This window comes from Rhizobium sp. Root1203 (assembly GCF_001424945.1).
Lineage (GTDB): Bacteria > Pseudomonadota > Alphaproteobacteria > Rhizobiales > Rhizobiaceae > Rhizobium.
On the sequence record NZ_LMCW01000012.1, the window covers coordinates 834317 to 860774 of the forward strand.

33 protein-coding genes are annotated in these 26458 nt (G+C 61.2%); 17 read left to right on the plus strand and 16 right to left on the minus strand.

Features of this window, described 5'->3' with window-relative positions; translation table 11 throughout:
- Positions 1-46 precede the first annotated feature (46 nt).
- Entirely contained in the window at positions 47-634 is a 588-nt protein-coding gene (locus tag ASC97_RS14800) for a class I SAM-dependent methyltransferase (RefSeq protein ID WP_057469377.1), read from the plus strand.
- Between the two features lie 49 nt (positions 635-683).
- On the opposite strand, the gene ilvC is transcribed toward ASC97_RS14800, so the two are convergent.
- Positions 684-1703: a ketol-acid reductoisomerase gene (gene ilvC / locus ASC97_RS14805; RefSeq protein WP_037066175.1), complete on the minus strand. Its 1020-nt coding sequence runs from the start codon at positions 1701-1703 to the stop codon at positions 684-686.
- A gap of 52 nt (positions 1704-1755) precedes the next feature.
- Positions 1756-2421, minus strand: coding sequence for a TetR/AcrR family transcriptional regulator (locus ASC97_RS14810; protein WP_057469050.1), 666 nt, complete (start codon positions 2419-2421; stop codon positions 1756-1758).
- Between the two features lie 228 nt (positions 2422-2649).
- Here ASC97_RS14810 and ASC97_RS14815 point away from each other — a divergent pair, with 228 nt between their 5' ends.
- On the plus strand, positions 2650-2904 hold the full coding sequence (locus ASC97_RS14815; protein WP_057469051.1) for a DUF1344 domain-containing protein: 255 nt from the start codon (positions 2650-2652) through the stop codon (positions 2902-2904).
- Positions 2905-2967: 63 nt separating this feature from the next.
- Here ASC97_RS14815 and ASC97_RS14820 read toward each other — a convergent pair whose 3' ends face one another.
- Positions 2968-4326, minus strand: coding sequence for a sensor histidine kinase (locus ASC97_RS14820; RefSeq protein ID WP_057469052.1), 1359 nt, complete (start codon positions 4324-4326; stop codon positions 2968-2970).
- Complete coding sequence (locus ASC97_RS14825; protein ID WP_057469053.1) at positions 4313-4990, minus strand: winged helix-turn-helix domain-containing protein; 678 nt, start codon at positions 4988-4990, stop codon at positions 4313-4315. The genes ASC97_RS14820 and ASC97_RS14825 overlap by 14 nt, the downstream gene beginning before the upstream one ends.
- Positions 4991-5210: 220 nt before the next feature.
- Here ASC97_RS14825 and ASC97_RS14830 point away from each other — a divergent pair, with 220 nt between their 5' ends.
- Both ASC97_RS14830 and ASC97_RS14835 read left to right on the plus strand, forming a co-directional pair.
- The gene (locus ASC97_RS14830) at positions 5211-5474 is read left to right on the plus strand and encodes a hypothetical protein (protein WP_057469378.1); all 264 of its coding nucleotides are present in this window, start codon (positions 5211-5213) and stop codon (positions 5472-5474) included.
- Between the two features lie 15 nt (positions 5475-5489).
- The gene (locus ASC97_RS14835) at positions 5490-6275 is read left to right on the plus strand and encodes a COG4705 family protein (protein ID WP_057469054.1); all 786 of its coding nucleotides are present in this window, start codon (positions 5490-5492) and stop codon (positions 6273-6275) included.
- A 40-nt stretch (positions 6276-6315) separates the two neighbouring features.
- On the opposite strand, the gene ASC97_RS14840 is transcribed toward ASC97_RS14835, so the two are convergent.
- Positions 6316-7224, minus strand: a complete 909-nt coding sequence (locus ASC97_RS14840; RefSeq protein WP_057469055.1) for an AraC family transcriptional regulator — start codon at positions 7222-7224, stop codon at positions 6316-6318.
- Positions 7225-7419: 195 nt separating this feature from the next.
- Between ASC97_RS14840 and ASC97_RS14845 the strand changes: the two genes are divergently transcribed.
- Complete coding sequence (locus ASC97_RS14845; protein ID WP_057469056.1) at positions 7420-8463, plus strand: NAD(P)-dependent alcohol dehydrogenase; 1044 nt, start codon at positions 7420-7422, stop codon at positions 8461-8463.
- Positions 8464-8489: 26 nt separating this feature from the next.
- On the opposite strand, the gene ASC97_RS14850 is transcribed toward ASC97_RS14845, so the two are convergent.
- A complete protein-coding gene (locus ASC97_RS14850; protein WP_057469057.1) occupies positions 8490-9755 on the minus strand; it encodes an NAD(P)/FAD-dependent oxidoreductase in 1266 nt (421 codons plus the stop codon).
- Between the two features lie 146 nt (positions 9756-9901).
- Entirely contained in the window at positions 9902-10366 is a 465-nt protein-coding gene (locus ASC97_RS14855) for an Lrp/AsnC family transcriptional regulator (RefSeq protein WP_057469058.1), read from the minus strand.
- A 159-nt stretch (positions 10367-10525) separates the two neighbouring features.
- On the opposite strand from ASC97_RS14855, the gene ASC97_RS14860 reads away from it, so the two are divergent.
- The 4 genes from ASC97_RS14860 to ASC97_RS14875 all read left to right on the plus strand — a co-directional run bounded on the left by ASC97_RS14860 (position 10526) and on the right by ASC97_RS14875 (position 14193).
- Positions 10526-11245, plus strand: coding sequence for an aspartate/glutamate racemase family protein (locus tag ASC97_RS14860; RefSeq protein ID WP_057469059.1), 720 nt, complete (start codon positions 10526-10528; stop codon positions 11243-11245).
- Between the two features lie 66 nt (positions 11246-11311).
- Complete coding sequence (locus ASC97_RS14865; protein WP_057469060.1) at positions 11312-12229, plus strand: bifunctional helix-turn-helix transcriptional regulator/GNAT family N-acetyltransferase; 918 nt, start codon at positions 11312-11314, stop codon at positions 12227-12229.
- A gap of 62 nt (positions 12230-12291) precedes the next feature.
- Entirely contained in the window at positions 12292-12909 is a 618-nt protein-coding gene (locus ASC97_RS14870; protein WP_057469061.1) for a TetR/AcrR family transcriptional regulator, read from the plus strand.
- A gap of 75 nt (positions 12910-12984) precedes the next feature.
- Positions 12985-14193 (plus strand): MFS transporter, encoded by a 1209-nt coding sequence (locus ASC97_RS14875; RefSeq protein ID WP_057469062.1) that lies wholly within the window; start codon positions 12985-12987, stop codon positions 14191-14193.
- A gap of 2 nt (positions 14194-14195) precedes the next feature.
- Here the strand turns inward: ASC97_RS14875 and ASC97_RS14880 are convergent, their stop codons facing one another.
- Positions 14196-14615: a winged helix-turn-helix transcriptional regulator gene (locus tag ASC97_RS14880; protein WP_057469063.1), complete on the minus strand. Its 420-nt coding sequence runs from the start codon at positions 14613-14615 to the stop codon at positions 14196-14198.
- A gap of 121 nt (positions 14616-14736) precedes the next feature.
- Here ASC97_RS14880 and ASC97_RS14885 point away from each other — a divergent pair, with 121 nt between their 5' ends.
- Positions 14737-15624 (plus strand): SDR family oxidoreductase, encoded by an 888-nt coding sequence (locus tag ASC97_RS14885; protein ID WP_057469064.1) that lies wholly within the window; start codon positions 14737-14739, stop codon positions 15622-15624.
- Positions 15625-15681: 57 nt separating this feature from the next.
- Here the strand turns inward: ASC97_RS14885 and ASC97_RS14890 are convergent, their stop codons facing one another.
- On the minus strand, positions 15682-16434 hold the full coding sequence (locus tag ASC97_RS14890) for a pyridoxine 5'-phosphate synthase (protein WP_057469065.1): 753 nt from the start codon (positions 16432-16434) through the stop codon (positions 15682-15684).
- Positions 16435-16850: 416 nt separating this feature from the next.
- Here ASC97_RS14890 and ASC97_RS14895 point away from each other — a divergent pair, with 416 nt between their 5' ends.
- Entirely contained in the window at positions 16851-17540 is a 690-nt protein-coding gene (locus ASC97_RS14895; RefSeq protein ID WP_057469066.1) for a MerR family transcriptional regulator, read from the plus strand.
- A gap of 22 nt (positions 17541-17562) precedes the next feature.
- Here ASC97_RS14895 and ASC97_RS14900 read toward each other — a convergent pair whose 3' ends face one another.
- Complete coding sequence (locus ASC97_RS14900; protein WP_057469067.1) at positions 17563-18690, minus strand: ATP-dependent DNA helicase; 1128 nt, start codon at positions 18688-18690, stop codon at positions 17563-17565.
- Between the two features lie 136 nt (positions 18691-18826).
- Here ASC97_RS14900 and ASC97_RS14905 point away from each other — a divergent pair, with 136 nt between their 5' ends.
- From ASC97_RS14905 to ASC97_RS14915, 3 genes are read left to right on the plus strand one after another with little or no spacing between them, the layout of a single operon-like run.
- Positions 18827-19207, plus strand: coding sequence for a COG4315 family predicted lipoprotein (locus ASC97_RS14905; RefSeq protein ID WP_057469068.1), 381 nt, complete (start codon positions 18827-18829; stop codon positions 19205-19207).
- 21 nt (positions 19208-19228) lie between these two features.
- Positions 19229-19744: an RNA polymerase sigma factor gene (locus ASC97_RS14910; RefSeq protein WP_057469069.1), complete on the plus strand. Its 516-nt coding sequence runs from the start codon at positions 19229-19231 to the stop codon at positions 19742-19744.
- A complete protein-coding gene (locus ASC97_RS14915) occupies positions 19741-20523 on the plus strand; it encodes an anti-sigma factor family protein (protein ID WP_057469070.1) in 783 nt (260 codons plus the stop codon). The genes ASC97_RS14910 and ASC97_RS14915 overlap by 4 nt, the downstream gene beginning before the upstream one ends.
- A 3-nt stretch (positions 20524-20526) precedes the next feature.
- On the opposite strand, the gene ASC97_RS14920 is transcribed toward ASC97_RS14915, so the two are convergent.
- Genes ASC97_RS14920 through nthA form a run of 3 tightly spaced genes read right to left on the minus strand, consistent with a single transcriptional unit; the run spans position 20527 to position 22116 of the window.
- Positions 20527-20898 carry a nitrile hydratase accessory protein gene (locus ASC97_RS14920; RefSeq protein WP_057469071.1) on the minus strand — a complete coding sequence of 124 codons (372 nt, stop codon included), beginning with the start codon at positions 20896-20898 and terminating at the stop codon, positions 20527-20529.
- On the minus strand, positions 20885-21544 hold the full coding sequence (gene nthB, locus ASC97_RS14925) for a nitrile hydratase subunit beta (protein ID WP_057469072.1): 660 nt from the start codon (positions 21542-21544) through the stop codon (positions 20885-20887). Before nthB ends, ASC97_RS14920 begins: the two co-directional genes overlap by 14 nt.
- Positions 21541-22116: a nitrile hydratase subunit alpha gene (nthA, locus tag ASC97_RS14930; protein WP_057469379.1), complete on the minus strand. Its 576-nt coding sequence runs from the start codon at positions 22114-22116 to the stop codon at positions 21541-21543. The genes nthB and nthA overlap by 4 nt, the downstream gene beginning before the upstream one ends.
- Before the next feature lie 144 nt (positions 22117-22260).
- On the opposite strand from nthA, the gene ASC97_RS14935 reads away from it, so the two are divergent.
- Together ASC97_RS14935 and ASC97_RS14940 are read left to right on the plus strand one after the other, a co-directional pair.
- Positions 22261-23544 carry an SDR family oxidoreductase gene (locus ASC97_RS14935; RefSeq protein ID WP_057469073.1) on the plus strand — a complete coding sequence of 428 codons (1284 nt, stop codon included), beginning with the start codon at positions 22261-22263 and terminating at the stop codon, positions 23542-23544.
- On the plus strand, positions 23544-24020 hold the full coding sequence (locus ASC97_RS14940) for a DUF2269 family protein (RefSeq protein WP_057469074.1): 477 nt from the start codon (positions 23544-23546) through the stop codon (positions 24018-24020). Before ASC97_RS14935 ends, ASC97_RS14940 begins: the two co-directional genes overlap by 1 nt.
- Here the strand turns inward: ASC97_RS14940 and ASC97_RS14945 are convergent.
- Complete coding sequence (locus ASC97_RS14945) at positions 24012-24605, minus strand: LysE family translocator (RefSeq protein WP_057469075.1); 594 nt, start codon at positions 24603-24605, stop codon at positions 24012-24014. The two genes, ASC97_RS14940 and ASC97_RS14945, sit on opposite strands and share 9 nt — an antisense overlap.
- A gap of 43 nt (positions 24606-24648) precedes the next feature.
- On the minus strand, positions 24649-24924 hold the full coding sequence (locus ASC97_RS14950; protein WP_057469076.1) for an AbrB/MazE/SpoVT family DNA-binding domain-containing protein: 276 nt from the start codon (positions 24922-24924) through the stop codon (positions 24649-24651).
- A 63-nt stretch (positions 24925-24987) separates the two neighbouring features.
- Here ASC97_RS14950 and ASC97_RS14955 point away from each other — a divergent pair, with 63 nt between their 5' ends.
- A complete protein-coding gene (locus tag ASC97_RS14955) occupies positions 24988-25836 on the plus strand; it encodes an aldo/keto reductase (protein ID WP_057469077.1) in 849 nt (282 codons plus the stop codon).
- A gap of 34 nt (positions 25837-25870) precedes the next feature.
- On the opposite strand, the gene ilvN is transcribed toward ASC97_RS14955, so the two are convergent.
- Entirely contained in the window at positions 25871-26443 is a 573-nt protein-coding gene (gene ilvN, locus ASC97_RS14960) for an acetolactate synthase small subunit (protein ID WP_057469078.1), read from the minus strand.
- Positions 26444-26458: the final 15 nt, after the last annotated feature.

A 26458-nucleotide genomic window follows, 5' to 3' on the forward strand; every position in this document is an offset into this window, starting at 1 on the left:
AACCGTCGTATCGTGGCCTCAGCCACGAACAATGGATCGAACTGCTGTGCCCGACGACACGACGTCTTCCTTTTACAGAGAGCACGCAACAGCTTATGCCGCGCGGGCGCGCAACCTGCCGATCAGGCGCCTCGACACTTTCCTGTCGATGCTGCCTCCAGGCGCTGCCATACTCGAACTCGGCTGCGGCGGCGGTCAGGACAGCGCCTACATGCTGTCCAAGGGTTTCGACGTCACGCCGACGGATAGGTCCGCAGAGCTCGCAAGCCAGGCGGAGGCGCTGCTTGGACGCCCCGTGGGGATCATGGCGTTCGAGGAACTCGATGCTGACGAGACATTCCACGGCGTGTGGGCCGAAGCGAGCCTGTTGCATGTGCCGCGTGCATCCTTGGCCGACGTCATCGAGCGCATCAGACCAGCGCTGAGGCCAGCGGGCGCCTTTCATGCCACTTTCAAGGCCGGAGATGCCGAGGGGCACGACGGCCTTGGCCGCTATTACAACTATCCCTCGGCGGAATTGCTCTCCGGCATGCTGAACCGCACCGGCTGGCACGACGCCGCCATCAGCGAAAGCGACGGCAGCGGCTACGACGGCAAGCCGACGCGCTGGCTCGCGTTGCGCGCCCAAAAGTAAAAGGCCGGAGCTTTCGCCCCGGCCTCCATTCCTGCCAAAGCAGAAAAGCTTAGTTGACGGACTTGTCGACCAGCTTGTTCTTGCCGATCCAGGGCATCATGCCGCGCAGCTTGGCGCCGACTTCCTCGATCTGGTGGCTGTCGTTCATGCGGCGGATGCCCTTGAAGCGCGAGCCGCCCGCCTTGTATTCCTGCATCCAATCCGAGGTGAACTTGCCCGTCTGGATGTCCTTGAGGACGCGCTTCATCTCGGCCTTGGTTTCAGCGGTGATGATGCGCGGGCCGGAGACGTATTCGCCCCACTCTGCCGTGTTCGAGATCGAGTAGTTCATGTTGGCGATGCCGCCTTCATAGATCAGGTCGACGATGAGCTTCACTTCGTGCAGGCACTCGAAGTAGGCCATTTCAGGCGCGTAGCCCGCTTCGACAAGCGTTTCGAAGCCGGCGCGGATCAACTCGACCAGACCGCCGCAGAGCACGACCTGTTCGCCGAAGAGATCGGTTTCGCACTCTTCGCGGAAGTTGGTTTCGATGATGCCCGAACGGCCGCCGCCAACGCCGCAGGCGTAGGAGAGAGCGAGCTCAAGAGCATTGCCCGAAGCGTTCTGGTGAACGGCGACGAGGCAGGGAACGCCGCCGCCCTTCTGGTATTCGCCGCGAACCGTGTGGCCCGGCCCCTTCGGCGCGATCATGACCACGTCGAGCGACGCCTTCGGTTCGATAAGGCCGAAGTGAACGTTAAGGCCGTGTGCGAACGCGATCGCGGCGCCGTCGCGGATGTTGCCGGCGATGTCGGCCTTGTAGATGTCGGCCTGCAGTTCGTCAGGCGTCGCCATCATCAGGAGGTCGCCCCACTTGGCAGCGTCAGCGACGGTCATGACCTTGAAGCCGTCGGCCTCTGCCTTCTTGATGGTCGGCGAGCCGGCCTTGAGGGCGATGACGACGTTGGCATGGCCGCTGTCCTTGAGGTTCAGCGCGTGCGCACGGCCCTGGGAGCCATAGCCGACAATGACGACGTTCTTGGACTTGATGAGGTTGAGGTCAGCATCACGATCGTAATAGACGCGCATTTGAATTTTCCTTCCCTTTGCTTGTCTTGTTGAGTGTCAGTAAAAAGCGAAATCAGCCGATAGGAGGCATGTCCGCCAATGCTTTTTCGGTGCCGTAGAGCCGGAGAAACGAGGTCACCGCCCTCTCCGCCTGTCGGCCGGTATCCTTGACGCCCGTGTCGCCAAGCAGCATGCGCACATGCAGATCCGAAACGATCAGGCCATAGAGCGTATGATACGCCTCGTCGGCGTCGAAGAAACGCAGCAGTCCGGCGCGCTTGCCGGAATCGATCAATCCCATCGCGCGACGGTCGATCTGGCGTCGTCCGCGCTCCAGCAGGAGCTTGCCGAGCTTGGAGCCGTCGCGTGGCGACTGGCCGATGGCGAGCCTGTTCAGCGCCAGCGAAACGTCACCCGCCAGAACATCGAGCAGATCGCGCGAGAAAATGACGAGATGGTCGTGCAGGCTGGCCGTCGTCAGCCGCTCACCGTTGCGCTCGAACGTCCTGACCTTGCTCGCCTGATAGGCGATCATCGCCGACAACAGCCCGTCGCGGTCACCGAACCACTTGTAGAGGCTCTCCTTGGAGCAGTTTGCCGCACGCGCAACACCCGATGTCGTCAGCGCCTTTTCGCCGCCGTCAACGAGCAGCCGCAGCGCCTGCTCCAGAACGGCGTTCTGGCGCGGCGAAAATTCGCTTGGCTCCAAATTTTCGACAGACACGACGTAAGCTCCCATAAGTACCGTACGGTACGGTTCGCGTGCTTTATGCTGCAAAGTCCATGACGCGTCAAGCACAATATCTGGAATTTTTCGGTGGTTGTCGCTCATCTCCGACGGCCGCCTCCAGCCGGCGTACCGCTCGATCGGCCGCAATCTTACCACTTTGTAAAATCCTGGAGACGTTCCGGACAGCTTTTAGCTCCAGTATCTGCACTCCGCGATATCGCATCCAAAAGGAGAAGCATGATGAAGGCCGTTATTTTCGCTGCTGCAACCGCCGCTTTGATCGCGGGCAGCGCCCTCGCTGCACAAACCACAGGCACGATTAAGAGCATCAGCAAAGCGCGGGACACCATCACACTCACCAACGGGGAGAGGTTTCACCTGCCCGAGGGAATCGAGGTCGAAAGCCTGAGCGTCGGCGAGCATGTCAAGATTTCGTATGCCACCGGGAAGGGAAATGGGCGTCAGGTCTCAGACCTGCGCCAAGTTCAGTGAAGCTGAAAAGCGAACAGTTATCTCCGGTCCCATCCGCCGGCTGGCGAACGGGGCCGGAGACGATCAGTGACGCGGAAAAATCATATGCACGCCGAGTCCCGGATTGTTGTCCTTCAGCAAGAGCTCGACCGAATGAAGGTCGGCGATAGCACGAACCAAGCTCAATCCAAGGCCGCTTCCCTGACTGGTCCGACTTTTCTCCAGGCGATAGAGGCGCTGGAATACCTTCTCGCGTTCCGTGAAAGGAATGCCGGGGCCGTTGTCGGATACAAAAACCTCCGCCGCGCCTGTCTCAAGGGCGAGTGAGACGCTGATCGACGTCCCCTTGGGGCTGTGCGTGATTGCGTTTTCGATCAGGTTCACAAACATCTGTATCAGAAGGTCCCTATCACCCGTCACGCTTACTGATGCGTCGTCTGGCGTCGAGAGCTGAAGCGTCTGCCCTGCATCTTCGGCGACGCCGCCGTAGATCTCCGCGATCGATGCGAGGAGATCCGTCAAATCGACCGGCCGAAAGCGCGTCTTTCGCGCACCGGCTTCTATTTGCGATATTCGCAGGAGCGCGTCGAAGGTCGCGTTGATCTGGTCGCTTTCGGACAGGGCGTCGGCGATGTGAGCGCCGATCGGTTGACCGCGATCGTTCCTGTCGGCCGCGCCCTCCAGGGTCATCCTAAGGCGGTTGAGGGGCGTCTTGAGTTCATGCGCAATATCTGAGCTGACCTGCCGCATGCTTTCGACGAGACCCGACAACCGACCAAGCGCATCATTGATGCGCGCGGAAACGACATCGATATCATCTCCGTTTCCTCTGAGCGGTATGCGTGTCTCCAGCCGGCCGTTCGACACGTCGATCATTGTCTGCGCGACGGCGTCAAGCCGGCTCTGAGCCCTTGCAGCCAGGAAGAAACCGCCGAGAACAGCAGTCAAGACGATAAAACCTGCCGCCCACCCAAGGCTGACCAGGAGAATGTCGGCAAGTTGCTCCGTTTCGGTAAAGCTTTGACCGACCACGAGGCGATTGTCGCCAACGATGCCGACCCGGATCCGATAGACGCCTTGACCAGCGAGGCCTAGCGCAGACGCCTCCCGAGTGGTCAGTCCCAATGCGAGCGCCGGGGCCGCAAAGTTGCCGGCAAGCCGGTTCCCGGCCGCGTTCTCCAGAGAGAAAATGCTGTGGTCGACCGAACGCAGACGCGCATAGGTATTTACCGCGGCAACCAGATCTTCCACGTCATTTTGTGCATAGGTGGAAGCCACGACCGAATAGGTTTCGTTGACGGCCTCATCGAGCTGCCGTGCCAGTCCTCTGTCCAGCATCTGATAGGTAATAAGACCAGCGAGAAAGAACGCGACAACAAATGCCAGCCCAAAGGTAAGGGCCAATCGGAAGGGCGTGCTGCGAAGAAGTTTAGCGTGGCGCATGCAGGCTGTAGCCAGTGTTTCGAACCGTGTGGAGCAACTGTGTTTCGAACGGCTTGTCGATCTTGGCCCGCAATCGGCTGATATGCGTTTCGACCACGCTGGTTTTGGGATCGAAATGAAAATCCCATACGCGCTCCAATAGCATTGTCCGCGTCAAGACGCGCCCGTCGCCTCGCATGAGCACTTCGAGCAGTGTAAATTCACGAGGCTGCAAATCAATCGGCTGTCCGGAACGCATGACCTGCCGGCGGAGCAGGTCGAGTTCCAGATCGGCAACGCGGAGGACCGTTTTCTGCTCCTGGACTGGCGGCCGACGGGCCAGTGCGTTCACCCGTGCCAGAAGCTCGGAGAATGCAAATGGCTTGACCAGATAGTCGTCCGCACCGGCTTCCAATCCATCCACGCGATCGTCAACGCCACCAATGGAAGTCAGGAACAACGCCGGGGTGTCGACGCGAGCAGCCCTAAGCGCCTTGACCAACGACAATCCGTCGAGGCCCGGAAGCATCCTGTCAACGATTGCAACATCGTAGGTTTCGCCGGTTGCCTGACATAGCCCATCGCGTCCGTCTGCGACCAAATCGCAAACGTGACCCGCCTCCTCAAGCCCTTTCGCGATGTAGGCGGCGGTTTTTCGGTCGTCCTCGATCAGCAGTATGCGCATGCGCGTCCCGGCTCCACTCGCGGCAATACCATGCGGGCCGGCGTTTGCAGCAGCGCTCGCGTCCGCAGGTTATCTGATTTCGCCGCGGACGCTACCGGCTCCGCGCAACCTTACCAAAGCGTATGGTTTGAGCAAAACGCTCGTATGCCTCTTCGTCTAGGGTCTGGCCACGTCACGAGACGAATACGCGATGCGTGGCATCATAACAAAGGACCTGACCATGAGAACCATTGCAGCCGCCGGAATCATCAACAGCCTTCTTGCGCTTGTATTCTTCGCCGCCCCCTTCCAGGCGCACGCGACAGTCCCCTGTGAAGATGCGCTGAAACAGATGCGCGCCGCGAAGGTTTCCGCGACTTTGAGCGATGCGGATATGAAAAAAGTGAACGAGCTGGAGGTAAAGGCAGTCGAGCGATGCAACGCCGACGACGACGCACGAGCCGACAAATTCCTCGGCGACGCCATGACGATCATGGGAAAGTAAGGGGAACAGATAGCCATGCCACGACGAAACGTCTCCCTCACAGATCGGTCGAACCGCGTTCCCGACGTAACGGTTGACTTCTGGCTTATCAAATTGATGGCCGTGACCATGGGCGAAACAGCCGCAGACTATCTCGCCGTAAATCTCGGCTTGGGCTTGACCGTCACATCCTTGATCATGGCCGCAATCCTCGCGCTCGCCCTCGCGCTCCAATTCTCGACGAAGCGCTACGTCCCGTGGATCTACTGGATGGCAGTTGTGCTGATCAGTGTTGTCGGCACCCTCTTTACGGACAACCTCGTCGATAATTTCGGTGTTCCGCTGGAGGTGACGACCGCCCTCTGCATCATCGCCCTTGTCGCCACGTTCGTGATCTGGCAGCAGCTTGAGCGGACGCTGTCCATACACACGATCTACACGGATCGCCGCGAGGCTTTCTATTGGTCTGCCATCCTGTTTACCTTCGCGCTCGGTACCGCGGCCGGCGACCTGATCGCCGAGAAACTCGGTTTGGGCTACTTCACGACGGCAATGCTTTTCGCCGGCGTGATTGGATTGATCGCCATGGCCTACTACGCCGGACGGATGAACGCCATTCTCGCTTTCTGGCTGGCCTACATTTTCACCCGCCCGCTGGGCGCGTCCCTGGGCGACCTCTTGTCCCAACCGGCGGAATACGGCGGCCTTGGCTTCGGCACCATCTACACCAGCAGCATCTTCCTGTGCGCGATCGTTGGAATTGTCGCTTACATGACGGCCACCAGCGCGACCAAGGAGGATGCAAGCGCCGCAACGGACTAACGGTCGGCGTGGATGCGAGCATCGCCTCCACGCAACCACCCTACTCCGCCGCGATAGTTTCGCGGATCGTATCTAGGTCGCGCAGCGGCGACAGGCCGTAGAGACGACCGTATTCGCGACTGAATTGAGACGGGCTCTGGTAGCCGACGCGAAATCCCGCGGTCCCGACGTCGAGTCGTTCGACAAGCATCAAGCGCCGCGCCTCGTGCAGCCGAAGCTGCTTCTGGTATTGCACCGGCGTCATCGCCGTCACCGACTTGAAGTGATGATGGAACGAGGACACGCTCATATTGACGCGCTCGGCGAGCTCTTCGATACGAAGCGGCCTCGAGAAATTCTCGCGAAGCCAGCCGACGGCCCGCGCGATCTTGTTTCCCTGGCTTTCCGCCATCGCGATATTGAGAAGCCGGGGACCGTCCGGGCCCGTCAGAATGCGGTAAAGAATCTCCTCCTCGATCAGCGGCGCCATCGCGGCAATGTCGTCGGGACGATCGAGCAGCCGCAGCAGCCTGACGGCAGCGTCAAGCAGCTCGGGCGGCGCGGTATTGACCGCCATGCCGCGAAGACCCGTCTTGTCGGTGGCCTGCCGTGGAACCTCGACCCGCCTGAGCAGCGCCGACAGCTTCTCGGCATCGATCGCAAGTGCCAGGCAGAGATGCGGCAATTGCTCGCTGGCCTCCGTAACCCTCGACGCTACCGGCAGATCGAGCGACGTCAGCAGATAGTCGCCCGTCCCGTAACTCAGTGTCTCGGTGCCGAGGCGCAGGCTCTTCGCCCCCTGCAGCACGAGCGCAAAACACGGCCTGTAGGCAGTGTGCAGCGGCTCCGTCGGCCGCGATCGGCGGCTTACGAACAGATTGTCGACGGCGGTGGCGAACTCCCCGTCGCCAGGTGCAAAGCGCTCTGCAATGGAGGCTATTTCCACATAGGGACTGAAAGGCAAAGTCATGCGCGAAAATCCGTGTGTTGATGCAATGGGAGACGCCTTTATCTAAGCGAAACGAAGGCACCTTCAAGCAGTCGATACCCTGACATTTGCAGGATTGTGCAAAAAGCTAGGAGGATCGCTCTACCGCCTATGGCCGCCTTTGGCCCATAAGTCTCAGCGTCCGAACCACCCCACCAAGATATATGGAGTTTTCCAATGGCTATCGCAAAAGGCTATGCTGCAACAGACGCATCGAAGCCGCTGACGCCGTTCACCTTCGAGCGTCGCGAGCCCAATCCGGACGATGTCGTCATAGACATCAAGTTTGCTGGCATCTGCCATTCCGACATCCATACCGTACGCAACGAATGGAAGAATGCGGTCTACCCGATCGTTCCCGGCCACGAGATCGCCGGCATCGTGTCCGCTGTCGGCTCTGCGGTCACGAAATTCAAGGTTGGCGACCGTGTCGGCGTCGGCTGCTTCGTCGATTCCTGTGTCGGATGCGCCAACCGCGACCTCGACAACGAGCAGTACATGCCGGGCCTGGTTCAGACCTACAACGGCGTCGAAGCCGACGGCAAGACGGCGACGCAAGGTGGCTATTCCGACTCGATCGTCGTCAGGGAAGGCTATGTCCTGTCGATTCCGGAAAACCTTCCGCTCGACGCGTCAGCGCCCCTGCTTTGCGCCGGCATCACGCTTTACTCGCCGTTGCGCCACTGGAATGCCGGCCCCGGCAAGAAGGTTGCGATCGTCGGCATGGGCGGCCTCGGTCACATGGGCGTCAAGCTCGGTGCTGCGATGGGCGCCGATATCACCGTCCTCTCGCAAACGCTGTCGAAGAAGGAAGATGGACTGAAGCTCGGCGCCAAGGAATACTACGCCACAAGCGACGCATCGACCTTCGAAAAACTTGCCGGCACCTTCGATCTGATCATCTGCACCGCAGGCGTTGCAATCGACTGGAACGCCTACCTCGGCCTTCTCAAGGTCAACGGCTCGATGGTCATCGTCGGCGCCCCGGAGCACGCCATTCCGGTCCACGCCTTTTCGCTGATCCCCGGCCGCAAGAGCCTGTCCGGCTCGATGATCGGTTCGATCAAGGAAACGCAGGAAATGCTCGACTTCTGCGGCAAGCACAACATCGTGTCGGAGATCGAGAAGATCAATATCCAGCAGGTCAACGAAGCCTACGAGCGCGTGCTGAAAAGCGACGTGCGCTACCGCTTCGTCATCGATATCGCCTCGCTGGCATAACACGTCGGGCGGCTCTCCGGAGCCGCCTAACTTTCGTCCCGCATGGTTTCCTTCTGCGTGATCAGACGTGCGCTATGCTGGCCGCTCAGATAGATCCACAGCCAGCTCCACGCGACGGCAAAGCGCGAGCGCGTGCCGATGAGGAAATAGATGTGGGCGATGCCCCATATCCACCAGGCAATTCCCCCCTTCAGCTTGATCCTGCCGAAGTCGACGATAGCGGCGCTCTGGCCTATCGTCGCCAGACTGCCCTGATGCCGGTAGCGGAACGGCGACGGTGCTGCCCTGCCCGCAAGCCGCGCCCGGATGACCTTTGCCACATAAGAGCCCTGCTGCTTCGCTGCCGGCGCGATGCCGGGTACAGGCGTACCGTTTTCCTGCACGACAGACGCCGTATCTCCGATCACGAAAACCTCGGGCAATCCGGGCGCTGTCAGATCCTTGCCGACAACGGCGCGCCCCGCCCGGTCGGCAGCACCCGCCAGCCACGTCGCCGCCGGCGACGCCTGGACGCCGGCCGCCCAGACGATAGTTCTGCTCGCGATGAACTGCTCGCCGATCTTCACGCCCTCGGCCGAGCAGTTCGTCACGGGCTGTCCGAGACGGACATCGACGCCCAGGTCTTCGAGCACTTTTTGCGCATAGGCCGAGAGTTCCGGCGCGAAACTCGGAAGCACCCGTGGGCCGGCCTCTACCAGGATCACCTTCGTCGTGCGGGTATCGATGTTGCGGAATTCCCGCGGCAGCGTCTTGTGCGCCAGGTCGGCGATGATACCGGCGAGTTCGACGCCTGTCGGCCCTGCCCCGACGATGGTGAAGGTCAGGAGGGCATCGCGCGCAGCGGGATCCTTCGACGTCTCCGCACGCTCGAAAGCAAGCAGCAGGCGCCGGCGGATCGTCGTCGCATCCTCGAGCGTCTTCAGGCCGGGCGCCACGGGCTCCCACTCGTCGCGCCCGAAGTAGGCATGCGTGGCACCGGTGGCGAGAACGAGGGTGTCGTACCGCAAGGTCGTTCCGTCGCGCAATGCAAGCTCTTTCGCGGCAGTGTCCACGCCGGAAACGTCGCCGAGGAGCGTCGTGACCTCGGGTCGATCGCTATAGAGCCGGCGAATGGGCCAGGCGATCTCCGAGGTCGCAAGGATGGTGGTGGCGACCTGGTATAGCAACGGCTGGAAGAGATGATGATTGCGCCGATCGACCAGCGTGATGCGGACACCTGCGCCTTTCAGATCGTTCACCACCTGAAGGCCGCCGAATCCACCGCCGACAACGACGACGTGATGATCGCTCATGATCTGCCCTTTCGCTATCTGGCACAACGGGACCATGTCATTGATGCCGCACCGCTTTCAACAGTCGTTTGGGCATAGCTAGCCTGCACTAGCTGCGCGCGTGTCGATTGCGCCGGTCCCCGCCGAGGGCGATCTGCCGCACGGCCTCAGACGGCGTAGCCGACCGGGATCGAGCTGCCGCCTTTCAGCAGTTCCATGGAAATGGACGCCGAAACGTCGAAGAGCTCGATTTTGCGAACGATCTGCTTGTAGATGACGTCATAGTGCTCGACACGTGGCAGCACGATCTTCAGCACATAATCCTGATTGCCCGTCAAACGATGGGCCTCCACGATCTCCGGAATATCGGCAATGACCCTGCGGAACTTGTCGATCCATTCATCCGAATGATGGGCTGTCTTGATCAGCGCGAAGACTGTCGTCGGAACGCCCATTTTCTCGCGATCGAGAACGACGATCCGCCGCGCGATGTGCCCGCTTTCCTCAAGTCGTTGAATACGGCGGGAGCATGCGGAAACCGAAAGCGCCACACGCGTTGCGAGATCCGTCACCGAAATGCCGGCATCCGCCTGTAGAAACTCCAGAATTCGCCTGTCGCGTTCATCCAGCATCGCATTTCCTGTCGAGTGCGCCTGTTTATTGCACGATAATCCAGGATTACGCAAATATCCACCGCATCGCCTGCAAAAATGACAAACAACGCGAACCGTTTGCGTCAAATTCCAAGCATCATTGGCAAATCGGATGACCCATTGAGGAGGAACACGGAAATGCAGACAATCGGCTTGATCGGCGGCATGAGCTTCGAGAGCTCCGCGGTCTACTATCGCTTGATCAACGAGATGGTGCGCGAGCGCCTCGGCGGCCTCTCCTCGGCCGAGCTGGTGATGCATTCCGTCAATTTCGAGGAAATCGTGGCCTTGCAGAAAGCCGGCAACTGGGATGGCGCGGCCGCGCGCCTCGGCGACGCCGCACTGCGCCTGCAGATCGCTGGCGCACGCAGCGTTCTCATCTGCACCAACACGATGCACCTGATCGCCGACCAGGTTGCCGCGCGGATCTCCGTGCCGCTCATCCACATCATCGACGAAACAGCGGCCTCGCTGAAGGCCGCCGGCCGCAGGCGTCCGCTGCTCCTAGCGACTCGCTACACCATGGAGCACGGTTTTTATGCCGACCGCATGAAGGGCCTCGGCGTCGACATCGTGGTGCCCGACCCCGCCGACCGAACGACCGTCCACGACATCATCTTCAATGAACTGTGCGCCGGGAAAGTCCTCGACAGCTCTCGCCAGAAGCTGCTGCAGATCATCGAACGCGAGCGGGCAAAGGGTGCCGACAGCATCATTCTCGGCTGCACCGAAATCTGCCTGATCCTCGATCCGAACCGCCTCTCCCTTCCCGGCTTCGATACCACGGAGATCCATGCAAAAGCTGCTGTCGATTTCGCCCTCGGTCACGGATCGATGGCCGAAACGGTCGCGGCATAACGAGATAATTTAGTTGACTCAGTCAACTGAATTAAGGACAAAGTCTCCCGAAAGGGAGATTTTTCCATGTCCGATTCCGCCCTCATCGAGGCCGCTCGCGATTTCAATCGCTTCTACACCAACTTCCTCGGGGTCCTGAACAGGGCCTATCTCGACACGCCCTTCACATTGACCGATGCGCGCGTTCTGTTCGAGATCGGCTCGCACGACGGTATTGGAGCGGTAACGCTTGCACGCGACCTCCAGCTCGACCCGGCCTATCTCAGCCGTATCCTAAAGCGCTTCCGCGCGGAGGCTCTGATCGAGGCGAAGCCAGACCCCTCCGACCTGCGGAGCCAGATCATTTCTGTCACCGACCAGGGACGCGCGCAATTTCAGGACCTTGGCAGACGCTCCAGCGCGCAGATCGCCGAACGATTTGAAGGCCTCGCGCTTGGCGAGCCGCATAGCATTGTTTCCGCCATGACGACGATCCGCACATTGCTCGATCCGAACGCGGCGTCGGCGCCTGCGATCATCCGCGCCCATCGCCCAGGCGACATCGGCTGGATCGTCCAAAGCCAGGCAAAGGCCTACACGGATGAATATGGGTGGGATATGCGCTTCGAGGGCCTGGTTGCCGATGTCGCAGGCAAATTCCTCAACAATTTCGATCCTCAGCTGGAGTATTGCTGGATCGCCGAGCGCAACGGCATCAACGTCGGCTCTGTATTGATAGCCAATGGCGGCGACGGCGTTGCCAAACTGCGGCTTCTCTATGTCGACAAGGCTGCACGCGGGCTTGGCCTCGGCAAGACGCTGGTGGATGAGTGCATCCGCTTCGCCAGCGCCAAGAAGTATCGCCAGATATCGCTGTGGACCAACGACATCCTGCATGCGGCTCGAAGCATCTACGTCAAGACAGGCTTCCGCCTCATCTCCGAGGAGAAACACTGCATGTTCGGCCCGCAGGAGAATTGCCAGACCTGGGTCCTCGATCTCTGATCCTTGTTGCGTGGCAAAAGTTTCACTTGATTTGGAAACGATCATTCCCTAATTGGTTCGTCATGATCTCAACGGCGGCAGACGAAAAGACAAAGGCCCGCGGACGACCGCGGGAGTTCGACATGGACGCGGCGCTCGACAAGGCGCTGCGCGTCTTCTCCGAGCGCGGATATCACGCCGCCTCCATAACCGAACTGACCGACGCCATGGAGCTTGCGTCGGGGAGCGTTTACAAGGCTTTCAAGGACAAGCGCGGCATCTTCCTCGCGGCCTTCGATCGCTACCGTAAGGTTCGTCGCGATCTGCTTGACGCGCGGATGGCCAAAGCCGGGACAGGCCGCGAAAAAATCCGCGCCGTCCTGACGTCCTATGCCATTTCGTCCTATGGAGAATCCGGCAAGCGCGGCTGCCTCGTCGTCGGCAGCGCCAACGAACTGGCGATCCTCGACGCGGAAGCCGCCGCCCGGGTGGCTGCGGCCTTCCATGCCAACGAGAGGCTCATTCTCGATCTTCTACGCCTCGGTCAAAGCGATGGCTCGATTTCCAGCAACATCGACGTCGAGACGACAGCCCGGGCGCTGCTCTGCCTGACGAAGGGCATGCGCATCGTCGGAAAGACTGGACGCACGGAGGAGGACATGGCCGCCGTCGCCGAGGCAGCCATGAAACTCCTCGACTGACCCCATCCACACAGGAAGCGGCTGGCCGCTCCTGCAGACTGCATTGATCGCCCGATCGTCCCACCGGAGCCCAGCATGAGCCTCTCTGCCGCAACGCAAGAAACCGTCGCCCCACCGTCGATTTCGCCCCTGATGACATTCTTTTTCGCCGCCGCCTGCGGGCTTGTGGCTGCCAATCTCTATTACGGCCAACCGCTGGCCGGGCCGATCAGCGCCTCGCTTGGATTCAGCCCCACCGCCACCGGCCTGATCGTGACGCTGACGCAGATCGGCTATGGCCTCGGCTTGCTGCTGATCGTCCCGCTCGGCGATCTCCTTGAAAACCGCAAGCTCGTGCTGACGCTGATCTCCACCTCCGCCGTCGCCCTGGTCGGCGCGGCCCTGTCGTCGACACCGACGATGTTCCTGATCGCCTCGCTCTGCATCGGCCTCTCATCCGTCGCGGTGCAGGTGCTCGTTCCCTTTGCCGCCAACATGGCGCCGGACGCCACGCGCGGTCGCGTTGTCGGCAATGTCATGAGCGGCCTGCTCTGCGGCATCATGCTCGCCCGTCCGTTCGCCAGCTTCCTCGCCGAAGCCACCTCCTGGCATACGGTTTATTTCGTGACAGCGGCGATCATGGTCCTCCTGGTCGTCATCCTGCGCGCAAACCTGCCGGTTCGCGTTCCGCACACCAAATTGAGCTACCGCGAACTGCTGGCCTCCATGGCGCATCTGGCGCTGCATTCGCGCGTGCTGCAGCGCCGGGCACTCTACCAGGCTGGGATGTTTGCCGCTTTCAGCCTGTTCTGGACGACGACGCCGCTGCTGCTTGCGGGTCAGGAATTCGGCCTGACGCAGAACGGAATCGCGCTCTTTGCACTGGCGGGCGCCGCCGGCGCCATCGCCTCGCCCATCGCCGGGCGCCTTGCCGACCGCGGCCTGACCAGGATCGCCTCTGCCCTCGCGATGCTGCTTGGAATGGCGGCATTCCTCATCGGCCACTTTGCAGCGGACGGATCGATAACCGCCCTGCTGCTACTGACCGCCGCCGCAATCCTTCTCGATTTCGGCGTGACGACCAATCTGGTCGTCGGACAGCGGGCGATCTACGCAATCAGCGCCGAACACCGCAGCCGTCTTAACGGCCTCTATATGGCGACGTTTTTCGCAGGCGGCGCTTTTGGTTCCGCGATCGGCGGCTGGGCCTTTGCCACGGGCGGCTGGGCGATGACGGCGTGGATCGGCCTCTGCTTCCCCGCCTGTGCCTTCCTGCTCTTCCTGACGGAAGGCCGACGCCGCTGATCTCAGATCGAGGTTTGATCGAAACGAGCACGTGCGGCGCGAACCGCATCATGGTTCGCCTCCGCCCAATTCAGCAGCAGAGCAAGCGTGCCGTAAAGCGAGCGTCCGAGTTCCGTCATTCGGTACTCGACGCTCGGCGGCTTTGTCGGAAACACCTCGCGCTCGACGTAACCGTCGCGCTGCAGATCCCGCAACGTCTGTGTCAGCATGCGTTGCGAGATATCGGGAATCGTCCGCCTCAATTCACCGAAGCGATAGGGACGCTGCGACAGCGCTTCGAGCATCAGCGTCGCCCACTTGCCGCCGATCTGCTGCATCATGTCCCTGACCGGGCAATTGCCGAAATCGAGACTGCCGAGATCGATCTCACGCCGAATTCCGGGTGCTGCCTTGCTCTTCAGGTTGACGATGGCGCCACGCATGCGTTGGTTCCCTTTTGGTAACGTAGAGCCTAAAAACTGCCTCCTTTACAGCACCCCGTCAATTCCTATTTTAGTGCTAGTCTCTTTTTGAGACCACAATCGAACCCCTCGAGGCAAAGACATGAGCGACACGATTCTCATCACCGGTGCGGCGGGCCAACTCGGCCAGCGCGTCATCCACCACCTGCTCGAAACCTACGAGGTTCCAGCGGCCAACGTCATCGCCGCCACACGCGACCCCGCCAAACTCGCAGGCTTAGCTGCCAGAGGCGTCGCAACCCGAAAGGTCGACTTTGACGACGCCGCGACGCTCGCTGCAGCATTTGAGGGTGTCGATCGCCTGCTGATCATCAGCACGGACGCGCTCGCCGTTCCCGGACAGCGCCTCAAGCAGCACACCGCCGCCGTCGAAGCCGCAGTCCGAGCAGGCGTCAGGCATGTTGCCTACACATCCATGCCCTCGCCCGACAAGTCGCTCGTCACCTTCGCGCCGGATCATCTCGGCACCGAAAATGCCGTTAAGGCAAGCGGCCTTCCATACACGATCCTGCGCAACGCCTGGTACATGGACAACTACCTCCACGGTATGCCGCACAATCTGCAGGCCGGCAGCTGGTACACGGCATCAGGCGACGGCAAGGTGGCCAATATCTCGCGTGAAGACTGCGCGCTGGCGATCGCCGCCGCCCTCGCATCGGGCACGAGCGACAGTGCGACCTACACGCTGACCGGAAGCGAATCGTTGACCGCAGACCAGATCGCCGCCGTCACAGCGGACGCCGTCGGCAAGCCGCTGGTCGCCGTGAAGGTGACCGATGAACAACTGGGCAAAGGCCTGCGCGGTGCCGGCCTGCCGGACTTTGTCGCCGACATGCTGGTGTCTGCCGACGCAAACATTCGCGCCGGCAATTTCGACCTTGTCACCGGCGACTTCACGACGCTCACCGGCAAACACCAGGAAAAGCTCAGGGATTTCTTCGTAGCGCACAAGGCGGCACTCACCGCCTGATCCCGCACGAGCCCGCTCCGCATTTCGCCGGGCGGGCTTCTCGACAAGCGAAAATGCCTAGACCTTCTGCCCGCAAGCACGGCAGAACCGGCGAACGGTTTCGGCCATGCCGTATTCCAGCGCATCCGCGGTCAGACCGTGCCCGATGGAGACTTCCGCAAGCTTTGGGATACGCTTCACGAGCGGCGGCAGGTTGGCAACGGTGAGATCGTGGCCTGCATTGATGCCCAACCCGAGCGCCAGCGCAGCGTCCGCCGTCTTACCGAGCGCTTCGAGGATCGGCGCGGCCTTCTCCGGCGCGTCATAGCAGCCGCCATAGGGACCCGTGTAAAGCTCGATCCGATCGGCGCCCACCGCCTTGGCGATCGCCACGGCTTCCGCATCGCCATCGCCATCGGCAAACAGCGAGACGCGGGTACCCGTTGCCTTCAGACGTGCAATCACGGCCGTCAGGAAATCCCGGTTCTTGCGAAAATCCCACCCGTGATCCGATGTAGCCTGGATCGGATCGTCGGGCACCAGCGTCACCTGCTCGGGGGCAGCGTGCGCACAGATGTCCAGAAACTCATCCGTCGGGTAACCCTCGATGTTGAACTCCGCATGCGGAAACTCGTCGTCGATCAGATTGCGTATGACTGGAAGATCGGAAAAGCGAATATGCCGCTGGTCGGGCCGCGGGTGAACGGTCAATCCGCTCGCCCCTGCGGCCAGCGCAATTCGTCCCAGTCCCTCGACGCTCGGCCAGGGCAAATCGCGGCGATTGCGGAGCATTGCGACAGCATTGAGATTTACGGAAAGCGTAGTCGGCATGGCGAACTTCCATTGCGGCAAAGGCTGCAATGCTTTTAAGCCAAGGACCCGCCCGGAGCCAACGAGATTCGTGCATGAACGCATCTGAATTTCTGATGGGCGGCACAACTTCCGCACGCAGGACGAAAATAAGTAATTTCGCTTCTATTTCGCCTGATGAAACGATTAGACCGCAGAATTCTGGCTATTTCCGACCAAATAAACCAGCACTGGCGGCGACATTGCTCTATTATTTAAAAGTGATTATTTTTAACACTAACAAATCAGTTAGTCGGCGCATAACCTAACCGCAATGCATCGCCACAGCGCATCGGCCGTTGCTACAGAAACCAAAGGACCACTAGAGGAAACCCCGTTCGACCGCGCCCACATCTCCGCACTGCGCAAGCTGCACGATCTGCACAACAGGAGGGTTCATGGCCGATAGATACAAGCAAACGCTTTCGACAGGCGTTTCCGCGCAGGCACCGCCGGCACACAGATTTCTACCGACAGCCGCCCTGCCGCCGGATCTGCCCCATGGTAAAGTGCCGATCGCCGACATGGCCAATGCGTTTGGGGTAACGCACAGGACATTGCATTTCTACGAGGAAAAGGGACTGATCGCATCGAGCCGGATCGGTCTCATGCGCGTCTACAACTCCACGGATGTCATGCGAATGGCGGTTATCAACGTCTGCCGCGAAGCGGGCATGGCAGTGGCCGTGATCCAGGAGCTGATGAACGATCTCTGCAGCGCCACGTCGCAGGAAGCCGCCGACGCCGTATTTCGCTCCGCATTGACATCCCGCAAGCGTGAGCTTTGCGCCGAGATGTCCACGCTCCACCGTCAGCTCCAGCAGGTCAGCGAGCTCCTGGAAAACGGGAATGACAAGGGCGATCTGCCGCTTAACGACAATCAGTCGGAACACGCCTTGACCGACCACGAGCGCCGGTGTCTGATCCTGATGGCCGAGGGACTGTCGACACACCGTCTAGCCCGTGCGCTCGGCCTGAAAGAGGACGAAGCAAAGTCAATTGAGACTGCAATCATCGCCAAGCTCCAGGCTCACAACCGCTTTCAGGCGATCGCAAAGGCCGTGCTGCTCGGTATCGTCCAGGTTTGAACCCGGTCTTTTCCGAAGCAGCTCAGCGCACGATCGTCAGCGTTTCCGCCGCGCGCGTGATTGCCGTGTAGAGCCAGCGCTCCCGGGTATCGCGAAACGCCCAGCTTTCATCGAACAGCACCACATTGTTCCACTGCGAACCCTGCGCCTTGTGCACGGTCAGTGCATAGCCGAAATCGAACTCGTCGTAGCGCTTACGGGTGTTCCAGGGAATTTCTCCCTCGACATCCTCGAACGCCTGCTTCAGGAGCTTGATCTTGGCTGCGCCGCGATCCATGTCGTCGTCCTCGGGACGGATCAGCAGGTTGATACCGGGTTTGGTCGTCTCCTTCGAAGACGTCATTACCTGCCAGAGCGAACCATTGAGCAGTCCCTTGGCCGGGTCGTTGCGCAGGCACACAAGCTTGTCGCCCGTCTGCGGATATTCGGTCGTAAAGCCCTTCAGCTCGCGTAGCCGCTGATTGTACCGCCGGCGCGTGCGATTGGTGCCGACAAGCACCTGATCGGCATCCAGCACGAGCGATTGGTTGACTTCGTTCTTCGAGATCACCCGGGCGGCGCCATAGTCGCCATGCATGATCTCGTTGCCTTCGCGCACCTGCATCGCCAGCTTGATGATCGGATTGTCGCGCGCCTGCCGATGGATATCGGTCAGCAGGTAGTCCGGCTCCTGATTGGTGAAGTAGCCGCCGCCTGAAACGGGAGGCAGCTGGCCGGGATCGCCAAGGACGAGAATCGGCGTGCCGAAGCTCATCAGATCCTTGCCCAGCGCCTCGTCCACCATCGAGCATTCGTCGACGATGATGAGAGCAGCTTTCGCAACCGGGCTCTGCCGGTTGATGGAGAACATCGGCGCGATCGACGTCTTGCCGGTCTCCTCGTCCTCGACTGCCTCCTCGCCGCGCGGGCGGTAGATCAACGAGTGAAGGGTCCTCGCATTGCTCGCCCCGCGCGAACGCAGCACCTGCGCCGCCTTGCCGGTGAAGGCCGCAAACAGCACATCGCCGTCGACGTGCTCCGCGAAGTGCCGGGCAAGCGTCGTCTTGCCCGTGCCGGCATAGCCGAACAGGCGAAAAATCGGGGTCCGTCCCTCTTTCAGCCATTTTGAAACGGCCTTCAGGGCTTCATCTTGTTGCGGAGCAAATTGCATGGTCAATCGACTTGGCAGGATTCGCACGGGATAGGCAACCGCAAAAAATCTTGCGCCGCATCGGGAATAAATCCGCCGTCTGCCGTGTCTCATGTCAGGCAACGCAAAAAGCGCGCCCAACCTGAGGAGAGAGCTGATGAAATCCGTGAAGTTCATGATCGCAATGGCCGTTGCGTCGGCCGCAGCAACATCCGCCTTTGCAGCACCCCCGATCAAAACGGTCGAATCGGCCAAGGGTAAGGTGCTCGCGGGCGAAAACGGCATGTCCCTCTATACTTTCAAGAAAGACAAGGCAGGCGTATCCAACTGCTATGACGATTGCGCCAAGGCCTGGCCGCCGCTGATGGCGGATGGCAACGCCAAGGCTGAGGGAGCATACTCGGTTATCGACCGCAAGGATGGCACGAAACAGTGGGCCAAGGACGGGATGCCGCTCTATTACTGGGTCAAGGACACGAAGATGGGCGATATTTCAGGCGACGGCTTCAAGGATGTCTGGGATGTTGCAAAGCCGTAGGCGGCAGATGGGACAGCAGGCATGAAGCCACCCGCACCCGAAACCTTCGAGGGCCAGATCCTGGCCCTCCTCCCGTCTCTGAGACGCTACTCGCGAAGCCTGACGCGCTCCGATGCCGACGGCGAGGACCTGCTTCAGGACTGCGTCGAAAAGGTACTTGCCCGCCGCATGCAATGGCGCGGCCTCAACCTGCGCGGTTGGGTGCTGACCGTCATGACAAACCTCTATCGCAACCAGCGTCGCAGTACCGTCCGCGGCGGCCTTGTCGACCTCGACGGTGCCGTCGACCTGGCCGCGCCCGAGACGCATGATGACCCGCTGGAACGCTCGCGGCTTGAGATTGCGTTGAACGGCCTGTCCGAAGACCATCGCGCCGTCCTGATGCTTGTTGTCATCGAGGGCTACACCTACCAGGAGGTCGCGAGTGCCCTCGACCTCCCTATCGGCACAGTGATGTCGCGCCTGTCGCGCGCGCGACGGCAGATCGCAGACCGCATGAAAGCCGACAACATTATTACGCTTCGGAGACCGAAATGAACGAGATCAACCCCACCGTGACCGAAGCGGATCTTCATGCCTACGCCGACGGGCATCTGCCGGAAGCGGATCGAGTGAGGATCGAAGAGTGGCTGAGCGAACACCCGGACGATGCCGCGCAAGTGGCCGGATGGCAGGCCCAGAACGCCGAGATCCGGTCGCTTTTTGCCGGCCACGAGAAGAGCAGGGATACCGATAGCGACCTCGTCAGTCGGCCGGCTGCCGCATTCGCATGGCCAAGGCGCTCGGCTGTTGCTGCGGCACTCGCCGCATTTTTTGCACTCGGGGCGGTGGCCGGGCACTATGGGCCGCAATTCTTTGAAAGACCCGAACTGCAGCTCGCCGCATCCGACACGTTTCCCAGGGAAGCGCAAAACGCCTTCCTGGTCTACGCCGGCGAGGTTCGTCATCCGGTCGAGGTTTTCGCAAACGAGGAGGCTCACCTTGCGACCTGGCTCGGCAAGCGGCTGGCCATCGCGAACCTCAAGGTTCCCGATCTGCAGACCCTCGGCTTCCAGCTGGTAGGGGGCCGCCTCCTGCCGGTCGACGGCAGGCCGGGTGCGATGTTCATGTACGAGAACCAGGGTGGTGAACGCCTGACGGTGCTGGTCGGCCGAAACGCCGACAACCGCACGACGAGCTTCCGCTTTGCAGCCGCCGACAAGGTTGAAACCTTCTACTGGATCGACGGCGAACTCGGCTACGCCGTGACCGGCGAGATATCGCGCGGCATGCTGAGAAAGGTCGCCGAGGAATGCTACAGACAGTTCCCGTCCTGACGATCAGCGTTGTGGATCGTTCGCCAGTTCGATCGGCTTGCCGTGCGGCGTTGCTTCTGCCGCCCGCTGCCAGCTTTTCTGCAGGGCCAGAATCACGTCCGCATCGGCAATGCCAAGACTGACCAGAAGTCCCGAAAGCGCGGCCACCCAGCAATCGAAATAGTCGCTGCCGTCTTTGGCGCGGCCGGGCTTGTGCAATTCCGTCGAAAGGCATTGCGCCCATTCAGCCCATGTGAACAGGCCTCGCTCGTGCAGATGCACGGTCATCGCAAAGGCCGCGGCTGCCCAAGGCTCCGGAAACACCGGCTCCCCGTCGTCCGATGTCGGCAGTTGTGGCGACAGCGCAAGGGGCGATCGGGTGTCACGCCGGCTCAAGATAACTCTCCCAGGCATCGATCGACACGGTGAGCGAGGGGTCCGCCCCCTCGCCCCAGATCTCATCGCCGTCGAAGGCGACGGTATAGACCCATTGCGGGTTCTCGCCCCTGCCATGCGCATTGTCGTCGGGGAAGACGAAGGAGCCCTGCACCGCCTCGACGACACCGACCTTGGCGCGCGCATAGCGCGGCAGTCGTGTGTGGGTGGTCGGATTGAAATTCTTCGTCCGCACGACATCGCCGGCGGCAAAGCGTGCCGGGGCATCGGCCGGACGATCGCAAGGGCCACCCTTTGCCAGCACCCCCGCGACCATATCGGCCTTGAGGACACGCTTGGGCTTTGTCCCCTCGGTCTGCTTGTGACCGGTGTCGATCTCGCCTCCGCTCACAAAACCATGCCTCTGCAGCAAGGCCTCGAGTGCCCGCATCCATATTTCGTAATAGGTCGCAGAGAGATAATCGGCAGGCGGAATGTTCTCGCGCGCATGCCGGCTTTCATCGATATTCCACGCGCCGAGCGCGCCGCCTGACAAGGTCAGGCCCAGCGCTCGCTTCTCCCACTCCGCATGAAAATATGGCTCGTCTTTCTCGGGTGCGACCGGTCCGAAGCCCATTTGTCCGCCGAGGTCGTGCGGGCCGTTCATGCGACCGCTCCCGGAACTGCGGCAATACCGGTGCCGATCATCGCATCGCGGCTGACGAGGTCTGCAAGCTGCTCCTCGCTCCACCCCTCGGTTGCCTCGGGCCGCTCTGGGACGACGAGATAACGCAGTTCCGCCGTCGAATCCCAGACGCGGATTTTCTTGCCCTCCGGCAAGGTCACGCCGAACTCGGCAAGTATGCCGCGTGGATCGATGACCGCCCGCGAACGATAGGCTGGCGCCTTGTACCATACCGGCGGAAGGCCGAGAACGGACCACGGATAACAGGAGCAGAGGGTGCAGACGACGAGATTGTGGGTATCGGCTGTATTGAAAACAGCGCGCATGTGCTCGCCCTGCCTGCCGGTATAGCCGAGGCTCGAAATCGCCTCGGTTGCGTCCCGCTTCAGCCACTCCGCGAATTCAGGATCGCTCCAGGCCCTGGCGACGACGCGCGCACCGTTTCGCGGACCGATCTTCGTTTCGTAGGTGTCGACGATGGCATCGATCGCCGCCGGATCGATCAGCCCTTTCTCCGTCAACACCGTTTCAAGCGCCTTCACCCGCGCCTGCATGTCGGAATAGTGGTTGTCGTGATGATGATCGTGATCGTCGTGCAAGAGAGAGCCCTCCGCGAATGCGATCCTACTATTAAGCACTAGAATATACCGCGCCAAGCCCTTCTATGCACATGCAACTTTTCGACTAAGCTCAGCGGCATGAACATCCTGATTCTCGGCGCCACGGGCTTCATCGGCTCAGCCATCGCCAATCGCATGCTGAGCGACGGTCACGCGGTTACCGGCCTTGGACGCAACCCCGGCCGCGCCCGGCTGAAGCAGCCGGGCATGCGTTGGATAGGCGCTGACCTCTCACGCATGACGTCGGCAGCGGACTGGATCGAAATCATCCTGGGCCAGGATGTGGTCATCAACTGCGCAGGCGCGTTGCAGGATGGCCTGTCCGACGACCTTGCGGCAACCCAGGCAAACTCGATGCTCGCCCTCTACGAAGCGGCAGGACGCTCGTCGCAACAACGCATTGTCCAGATATCTGCGCGCACCGCCGGTGCGGCGGGCAACCTGCCGTTTCTCGCCACCAAGCGCAAGGCGGACGAAGCGCTTGCCGCAAGCGGTCTGCCCCACGTCATCCTGCGTCCGGCGCTTGTGCTCGGCCGCAATGCGTATGGCGGCTCGGCACTGCTGCGCGCGCTCGCGTCCTTCCCCTTCTGTCTGCCGCTGGTCCATGCCGGAAGCGCTGCTCAGGCAGTTGCGCTCGACGATGTGGTGACCGCCGTCAGCGACGCGGCTTGCGGGCGGCTGACCTCCGGCACCGACCTCGATCTTGCAGCCGGCGAGACGATGACGCTTGGAGATCTGGTTCTGCTGCACCGGCAATGGCTTGGCCTTCCGCCGGCGCCCGTCATTGCCCTTCACGAGAGCGCCGCGAAGCCTGTCGCCTGGCTTGCCGATTTTGCCGGTCGCCTCGGATGGCGATCGCCGCTGCGCTCTACGGCAATGACCGTCATGTCCGAAGGCGTGCACACACGGACCACGAACGGCGGGACACGAGCGACGCGGCCGTTATCCGCGGCCTTGTTATCCACCCCTTCGGGCATCCAGGATCTCTGGTTCGCTCGGCTTTATCTCCTGAAACCCTTGATGATCGGCTGCCTGTCGCTCTTCTGGCTGCTCTCGGGCGTCATTCCGCTCTTTGGGCTCGAACGCGCCAGCGATCGCTTCCTGCCAATCATGCCACCCGGCGCAGCCGTCGCGCTGACCCTGCTGACCTGTTTCATCGACATGCTGCTGGGCGCGGCAGTCCTCGTCAGGCCGCTTTCCCGCTTCGCCCTTACCGGGATGCTTGCCGTCTCGCTCGCCTACCTCGCGGGCGCCTGCATTCTCGAACCTTCGCTCTGGCTCGATCCACTGGGACCGCTCGTCAAGGTGCTTCCATCGCTCCTGCTGACGCTCGCCTGCCTTGCCATTCTGGACGAACGCTGATGCTGGAACAGCTGCTCCTGCTCGCCCACGTGGTCGGCGCGACGGTGCTGTTCGGTACCGGCGCAGGCATCGCCTTTTTCATGGTGATGGCACACAGGACGCGTGATCCCCAGCTGATCGCGCATGTCGCTGGAACGGTCGTCATCGCCGACACTATTTTCACCGCGACCGCGGCAATTCTCCAGCCGGTGACAGGATTTTTCTTGGCGAGGCTCGTCGGCTGGCCGCTGAGCGAGGGCTGGATCGCCCTGTCGCTGCTACTCTACGTCGTCGTGGGGATTTTCTGGCTGCCGGTGGTCTGGATCCAGATCCGCCTTCGCAATCTAGCAAGGAGCGCGGCGTGCGCGCAAACGTCGCTGCCGACGGCCTATTTCCGCCTTTACCGCGTCTGGTTCGCCTTCGGCTACCCCGCCTTCTTTGCCGTTATCGGCATTCTCTGGCTGATGCTGACGAAGCCACCGATCGCACTATATTAGCATCGGCCAGAGGCTGAGGACGAGGAGAGCGGCCATTGTGATGTTGAACCATTTCAGCCGCACCGGATCCGACAGCCACTCGCGAAGCGCCGAGCCGAAACCGGCCCAGGTGGAAACGCTCGGCACGTTGACGGCAGCAAAGGCCAGGCCGACAATGAGCACGCTGACGAGATAGATGTCCTGGATCGTGTAGGTCGCCATCGCAGTCACGGCCATCACCCATGCCTTCGGATTGACCCACTGGAAGGCGGCCGCCGAAAGGAAAGACATCGGCTTCACAGCGCCCTTGCCTTCGCCGAGAGACCGCGAACTGGCGATCTTCCAGGCAATCCAGACAAGATAGGCGCCACCGGCGAACTTCAAGACGGTATAGACAACAGGCAGCGTATGCAGCAGCGCTCCAAGCCCCAGGCCGACGCCGAGCAACAGCGAAAAGAATCCGGCACCGATGCCGAGCATATGCGGGATCGTCCGCCGGAAGCCGAAATTCACCCCGGATGCAAACAGCATCATGTTGTTCGGGCCCGGTGTGATCGATGTCGTAAAGGCAAACAGGATGAGTGCCAGAAACGTGTCCAGTGGCATGGGACCTCCCGACCCGCTATTGACGAACGCGGATCTCGCTAGTTTAGGTCAGGATAGTTGACCTAAACCCGAGATTCCATGCCTGGATTGTGATGGTGACAGGATTACGGGGGGGCGTCCACGGTCTCGAGCCCGAGAAGCCTGCCGACATAGCTTCGGACTTCTTGAAGGAACTCTTCGACTTTGCGATCGTCGCCTTGCCGTTGCTGACGTCAAGGTTGACGACATCGCCGGCAGTGATACGCAGTTCCTCCATCACCGCTTTCGGCAGGCGCATGGCGATGCTGTTGCTCCACTTGGAAAGCGTGACTTTGGTCATATCTCACCCTTGATATCCAATGTATATCACTTGGCCGAAAGGCCTAACACGGGGAAAGAAGCGATGCAGGACGACCCTATCCCCACCATCCGGTTTCCTGACGGCACCGATGTGCGGGCGCTCGGCCAGGGCACATGGAACATGGGCGAAAATCCCTCCGACGCGAAACGCGAAGTCGAGAGTCTGAGAGCCGGCCTCGACCTTGGCATGACGCTGATCGACACGGCTGAGATGTATGCCGACGGTGGGGCGGAGAAAATCGTGGGAGATGCGATCCGTGGGAGGCGTGACGACGTCTTCCTCGTCAGCAAGGTCTATCCGTGGAATGCCAGCCGCAAGGGCACGATCGAAGCCTGCGAACGCAGCCTCTCGCGCATGGGCACCGACCGGCTCGATCTCTATCTCCTCCATTGGCGCGGCGATCATTCCCTCGGCGAGACCGTCGAGGCATTCGAGGCGCTGAAGGTTGCCGGCAAGATCGGCGCATGGGGCGTCTCCAACTTCGACACCGAAGACATGGAGGAACTGCTTGCGGTTCCATCGGGCGGAAACGTCGCCGCCAATCAGGTGCTCTATAATCTCTCGCGACGCGGCATCGAGTTCGATTTGCTGCCGTGGTGCCAGCAACGCAATATCCCCGTCATGGCCTATTCGCCGATCGAGCAGGGCCGCATCCTGCATAACCCCGAACTGATCCGCATCGGCAAAGCCAATCAGGCGACGCCGGCGCAGGTCGCTCTTGCCTTTCTTTTGGAACGCGACGGCGTGATTGTCATTCCGAAGACCGCGAATGCCGCGCGGGCCGCGGAAAACCGCGATGCCGTCTCCCTCGACATCACCGACGAGGACTGGGCGGCACTCGACGCCGCCTTCCCGCCGCCGGCACGAAAAAAGCCGCTGGCGATGCTCTGATCCCCAGCGGCTTCGTACGTCGGAATTGAACCCGTTACATGCCCTGCGGACCGCGGTTCATCGCTGCGATACCGGTGCGGCAGACTTCGATCAGGCCGAGCGGCTTCATGATCGCCACGAACTGGTCGATCTTGGAGGACTTGCCGGTCAGCTCGAGAATGAAGTGCCCGATGGCTGCATCGACCACCTTGGCATGAAAGGCATCGGCCAGACGCAACGTCTCGGCCCGGGTCTCGCCCTCGCCTACCACCTTGATCAAAGCCACTTCGCGTTCGATCGGCCGCTCCTGCCCCAGTTCCCGGGCACGGACCGTAAGATCGACGACGCGGTGAACCGGCACGATGCGATCGAGCTGCGCCTTGATCTGCTCGAGCACATGGGGCGTGCCGCGCGTCACGACAGTGATGCGCGATAAGTGCGCCTGATGCTCGGTTTCCGAGACTGTCAGGCTCTCGATGTTGTAACCCCGGCCTGAAAACAGGCCGATGACGCGGGCAAGGACGCCCGGTTCGTTGTCCACGAGAACCGAAAGCGTGTGGCTCTCGACGGTCGCAGTTTCGGGCGAAATGAAATAGGCAGAGCCCGTCGGCTGTAGGTGTGCATTCATGGTGTGGGTTCCTCT

Coding starts and splice junctions, on each gene's coding strand:
- ilvC (WP_037066175.1), bottom strand. CDS start 1,703: ATGCGCGTCTATTACGATCGTGATGCTGACCTCAACCTCATCAAGTCC.
- ASC97_RS14810 (WP_057469050.1), bottom strand. CDS start 2,421: ATGGGAGCTTACGTCGTGTCTGTCGAAAATTTGGAGCCAAGCGAATTT.
- ASC97_RS14815 (WP_057469051.1), top strand. CDS start 2,650: ATGATGAAGGCCGTTATTTTCGCTGCTGCAACCGCCGCTTTGATCGCG.
- ASC97_RS14820 (WP_057469052.1), bottom strand. CDS start 4,326: ATGCGCCACGCTAAACTTCTTCGCAGCACGCCCTTCCGATTGGCCCTT.
- ASC97_RS14825 (WP_057469053.1), bottom strand. CDS start 4,990: ATGCGCATACTGCTGATCGAGGACGACCGAAAAACCGCCGCCTACATC.
- ASC97_RS14830 (WP_057469378.1), top strand. CDS start 5,211: ATGAGAACCATTGCAGCCGCCGGAATCATCAACAGCCTTCTTGCGCTT.
- ASC97_RS14835 (WP_057469054.1), top strand. CDS start 5,490: ATGCCACGACGAAACGTCTCCCTCACAGATCGGTCGAACCGCGTTCCC.
- ASC97_RS14840 (WP_057469055.1), bottom strand. CDS start 7,224: ATGACTTTGCCTTTCAGTCCCTATGTGGAAATAGCCTCCATTGCAGAG.
- ASC97_RS14845 (WP_057469056.1), top strand. CDS start 7,420: ATGGCTATCGCAAAAGGCTATGCTGCAACAGACGCATCGAAGCCGCTG.
- ASC97_RS14850 (WP_057469057.1), bottom strand. CDS start 9,755: ATGAGCGATCATCACGTCGTCGTTGTCGGCGGTGGATTCGGCGGCCTT.
- ASC97_RS14855 (WP_057469058.1), bottom strand. CDS start 10,366: ATGCTGGATGAACGCGACAGGCGAATTCTGGAGTTTCTACAGGCGGAT.
- ASC97_RS14860 (WP_057469059.1), top strand. CDS start 10,526: ATGCAGACAATCGGCTTGATCGGCGGCATGAGCTTCGAGAGCTCCGCG.
- ASC97_RS14865 (WP_057469060.1), top strand. CDS start 11,312: ATGTCCGATTCCGCCCTCATCGAGGCCGCTCGCGATTTCAATCGCTTC.
- ASC97_RS14870 (WP_057469061.1), top strand. CDS start 12,292: ATGATCTCAACGGCGGCAGACGAAAAGACAAAGGCCCGCGGACGACCG.
- ASC97_RS14875 (WP_057469062.1), top strand. CDS start 12,985: ATGAGCCTCTCTGCCGCAACGCAAGAAACCGTCGCCCCACCGTCGATT.
- ASC97_RS14880 (WP_057469063.1), bottom strand. CDS start 14,615: ATGCGTGGCGCCATCGTCAACCTGAAGAGCAAGGCAGCACCCGGAATT.
- ASC97_RS14885 (WP_057469064.1), top strand. CDS start 14,737: ATGAGCGACACGATTCTCATCACCGGTGCGGCGGGCCAACTCGGCCAG.
- ASC97_RS14890 (WP_057469065.1), bottom strand. CDS start 16,434: ATGCCGACTACGCTTTCCGTAAATCTCAATGCTGTCGCAATGCTCCGC.
- ASC97_RS14895 (WP_057469066.1), top strand. CDS start 16,851: ATGGCCGATAGATACAAGCAAACGCTTTCGACAGGCGTTTCCGCGCAG.
- ASC97_RS14900 (WP_057469067.1), bottom strand. CDS start 18,690: ATGCAATTTGCTCCGCAACAAGATGAAGCCCTGAAGGCCGTTTCAAAA.
- ASC97_RS14905 (WP_057469068.1), top strand. CDS start 18,827: ATGAAATCCGTGAAGTTCATGATCGCAATGGCCGTTGCGTCGGCCGCA.
- ASC97_RS14910 (WP_057469069.1), top strand. CDS start 19,229: ATGAAGCCACCCGCACCCGAAACCTTCGAGGGCCAGATCCTGGCCCTC.
- ASC97_RS14915 (WP_057469070.1), top strand. CDS start 19,741: ATGAACGAGATCAACCCCACCGTGACCGAAGCGGATCTTCATGCCTAC.
- nthB (WP_057469072.1), bottom strand. CDS start 21,544: ATGAACGGCCCGCACGACCTCGGCGGACAAATGGGCTTCGGACCGGTC.
- nthA (WP_057469379.1), bottom strand. CDS start 22,116: ATGCAGGCGCGGGTGAAGGCGCTTGAAACGGTGTTGACGGAGAAAGGG.
- ASC97_RS14935 (WP_057469073.1), top strand. CDS start 22,261: ATGAACATCCTGATTCTCGGCGCCACGGGCTTCATCGGCTCAGCCATC.
- ASC97_RS14940 (WP_057469074.1), top strand. CDS start 23,544: ATGCTGGAACAGCTGCTCCTGCTCGCCCACGTGGTCGGCGCGACGGTG.
- ASC97_RS14945 (WP_057469075.1), bottom strand. CDS start 24,605: ATGCCACTGGACACGTTTCTGGCACTCATCCTGTTTGCCTTTACGACA.
- ASC97_RS14950 (WP_057469076.1), bottom strand. CDS start 24,924: ATGACCAAAGTCACGCTTTCCAAGTGGAGCAACAGCATCGCCATGCGC.
- ASC97_RS14955 (WP_057469077.1), top strand. CDS start 24,988: ATGCAGGACGACCCTATCCCCACCATCCGGTTTCCTGACGGCACCGAT.
- ilvN (WP_057469078.1), bottom strand. CDS start 26,443: ATGAATGCACACCTACAGCCGACGGGCTCTGCCTATTTCATTTCGCCC.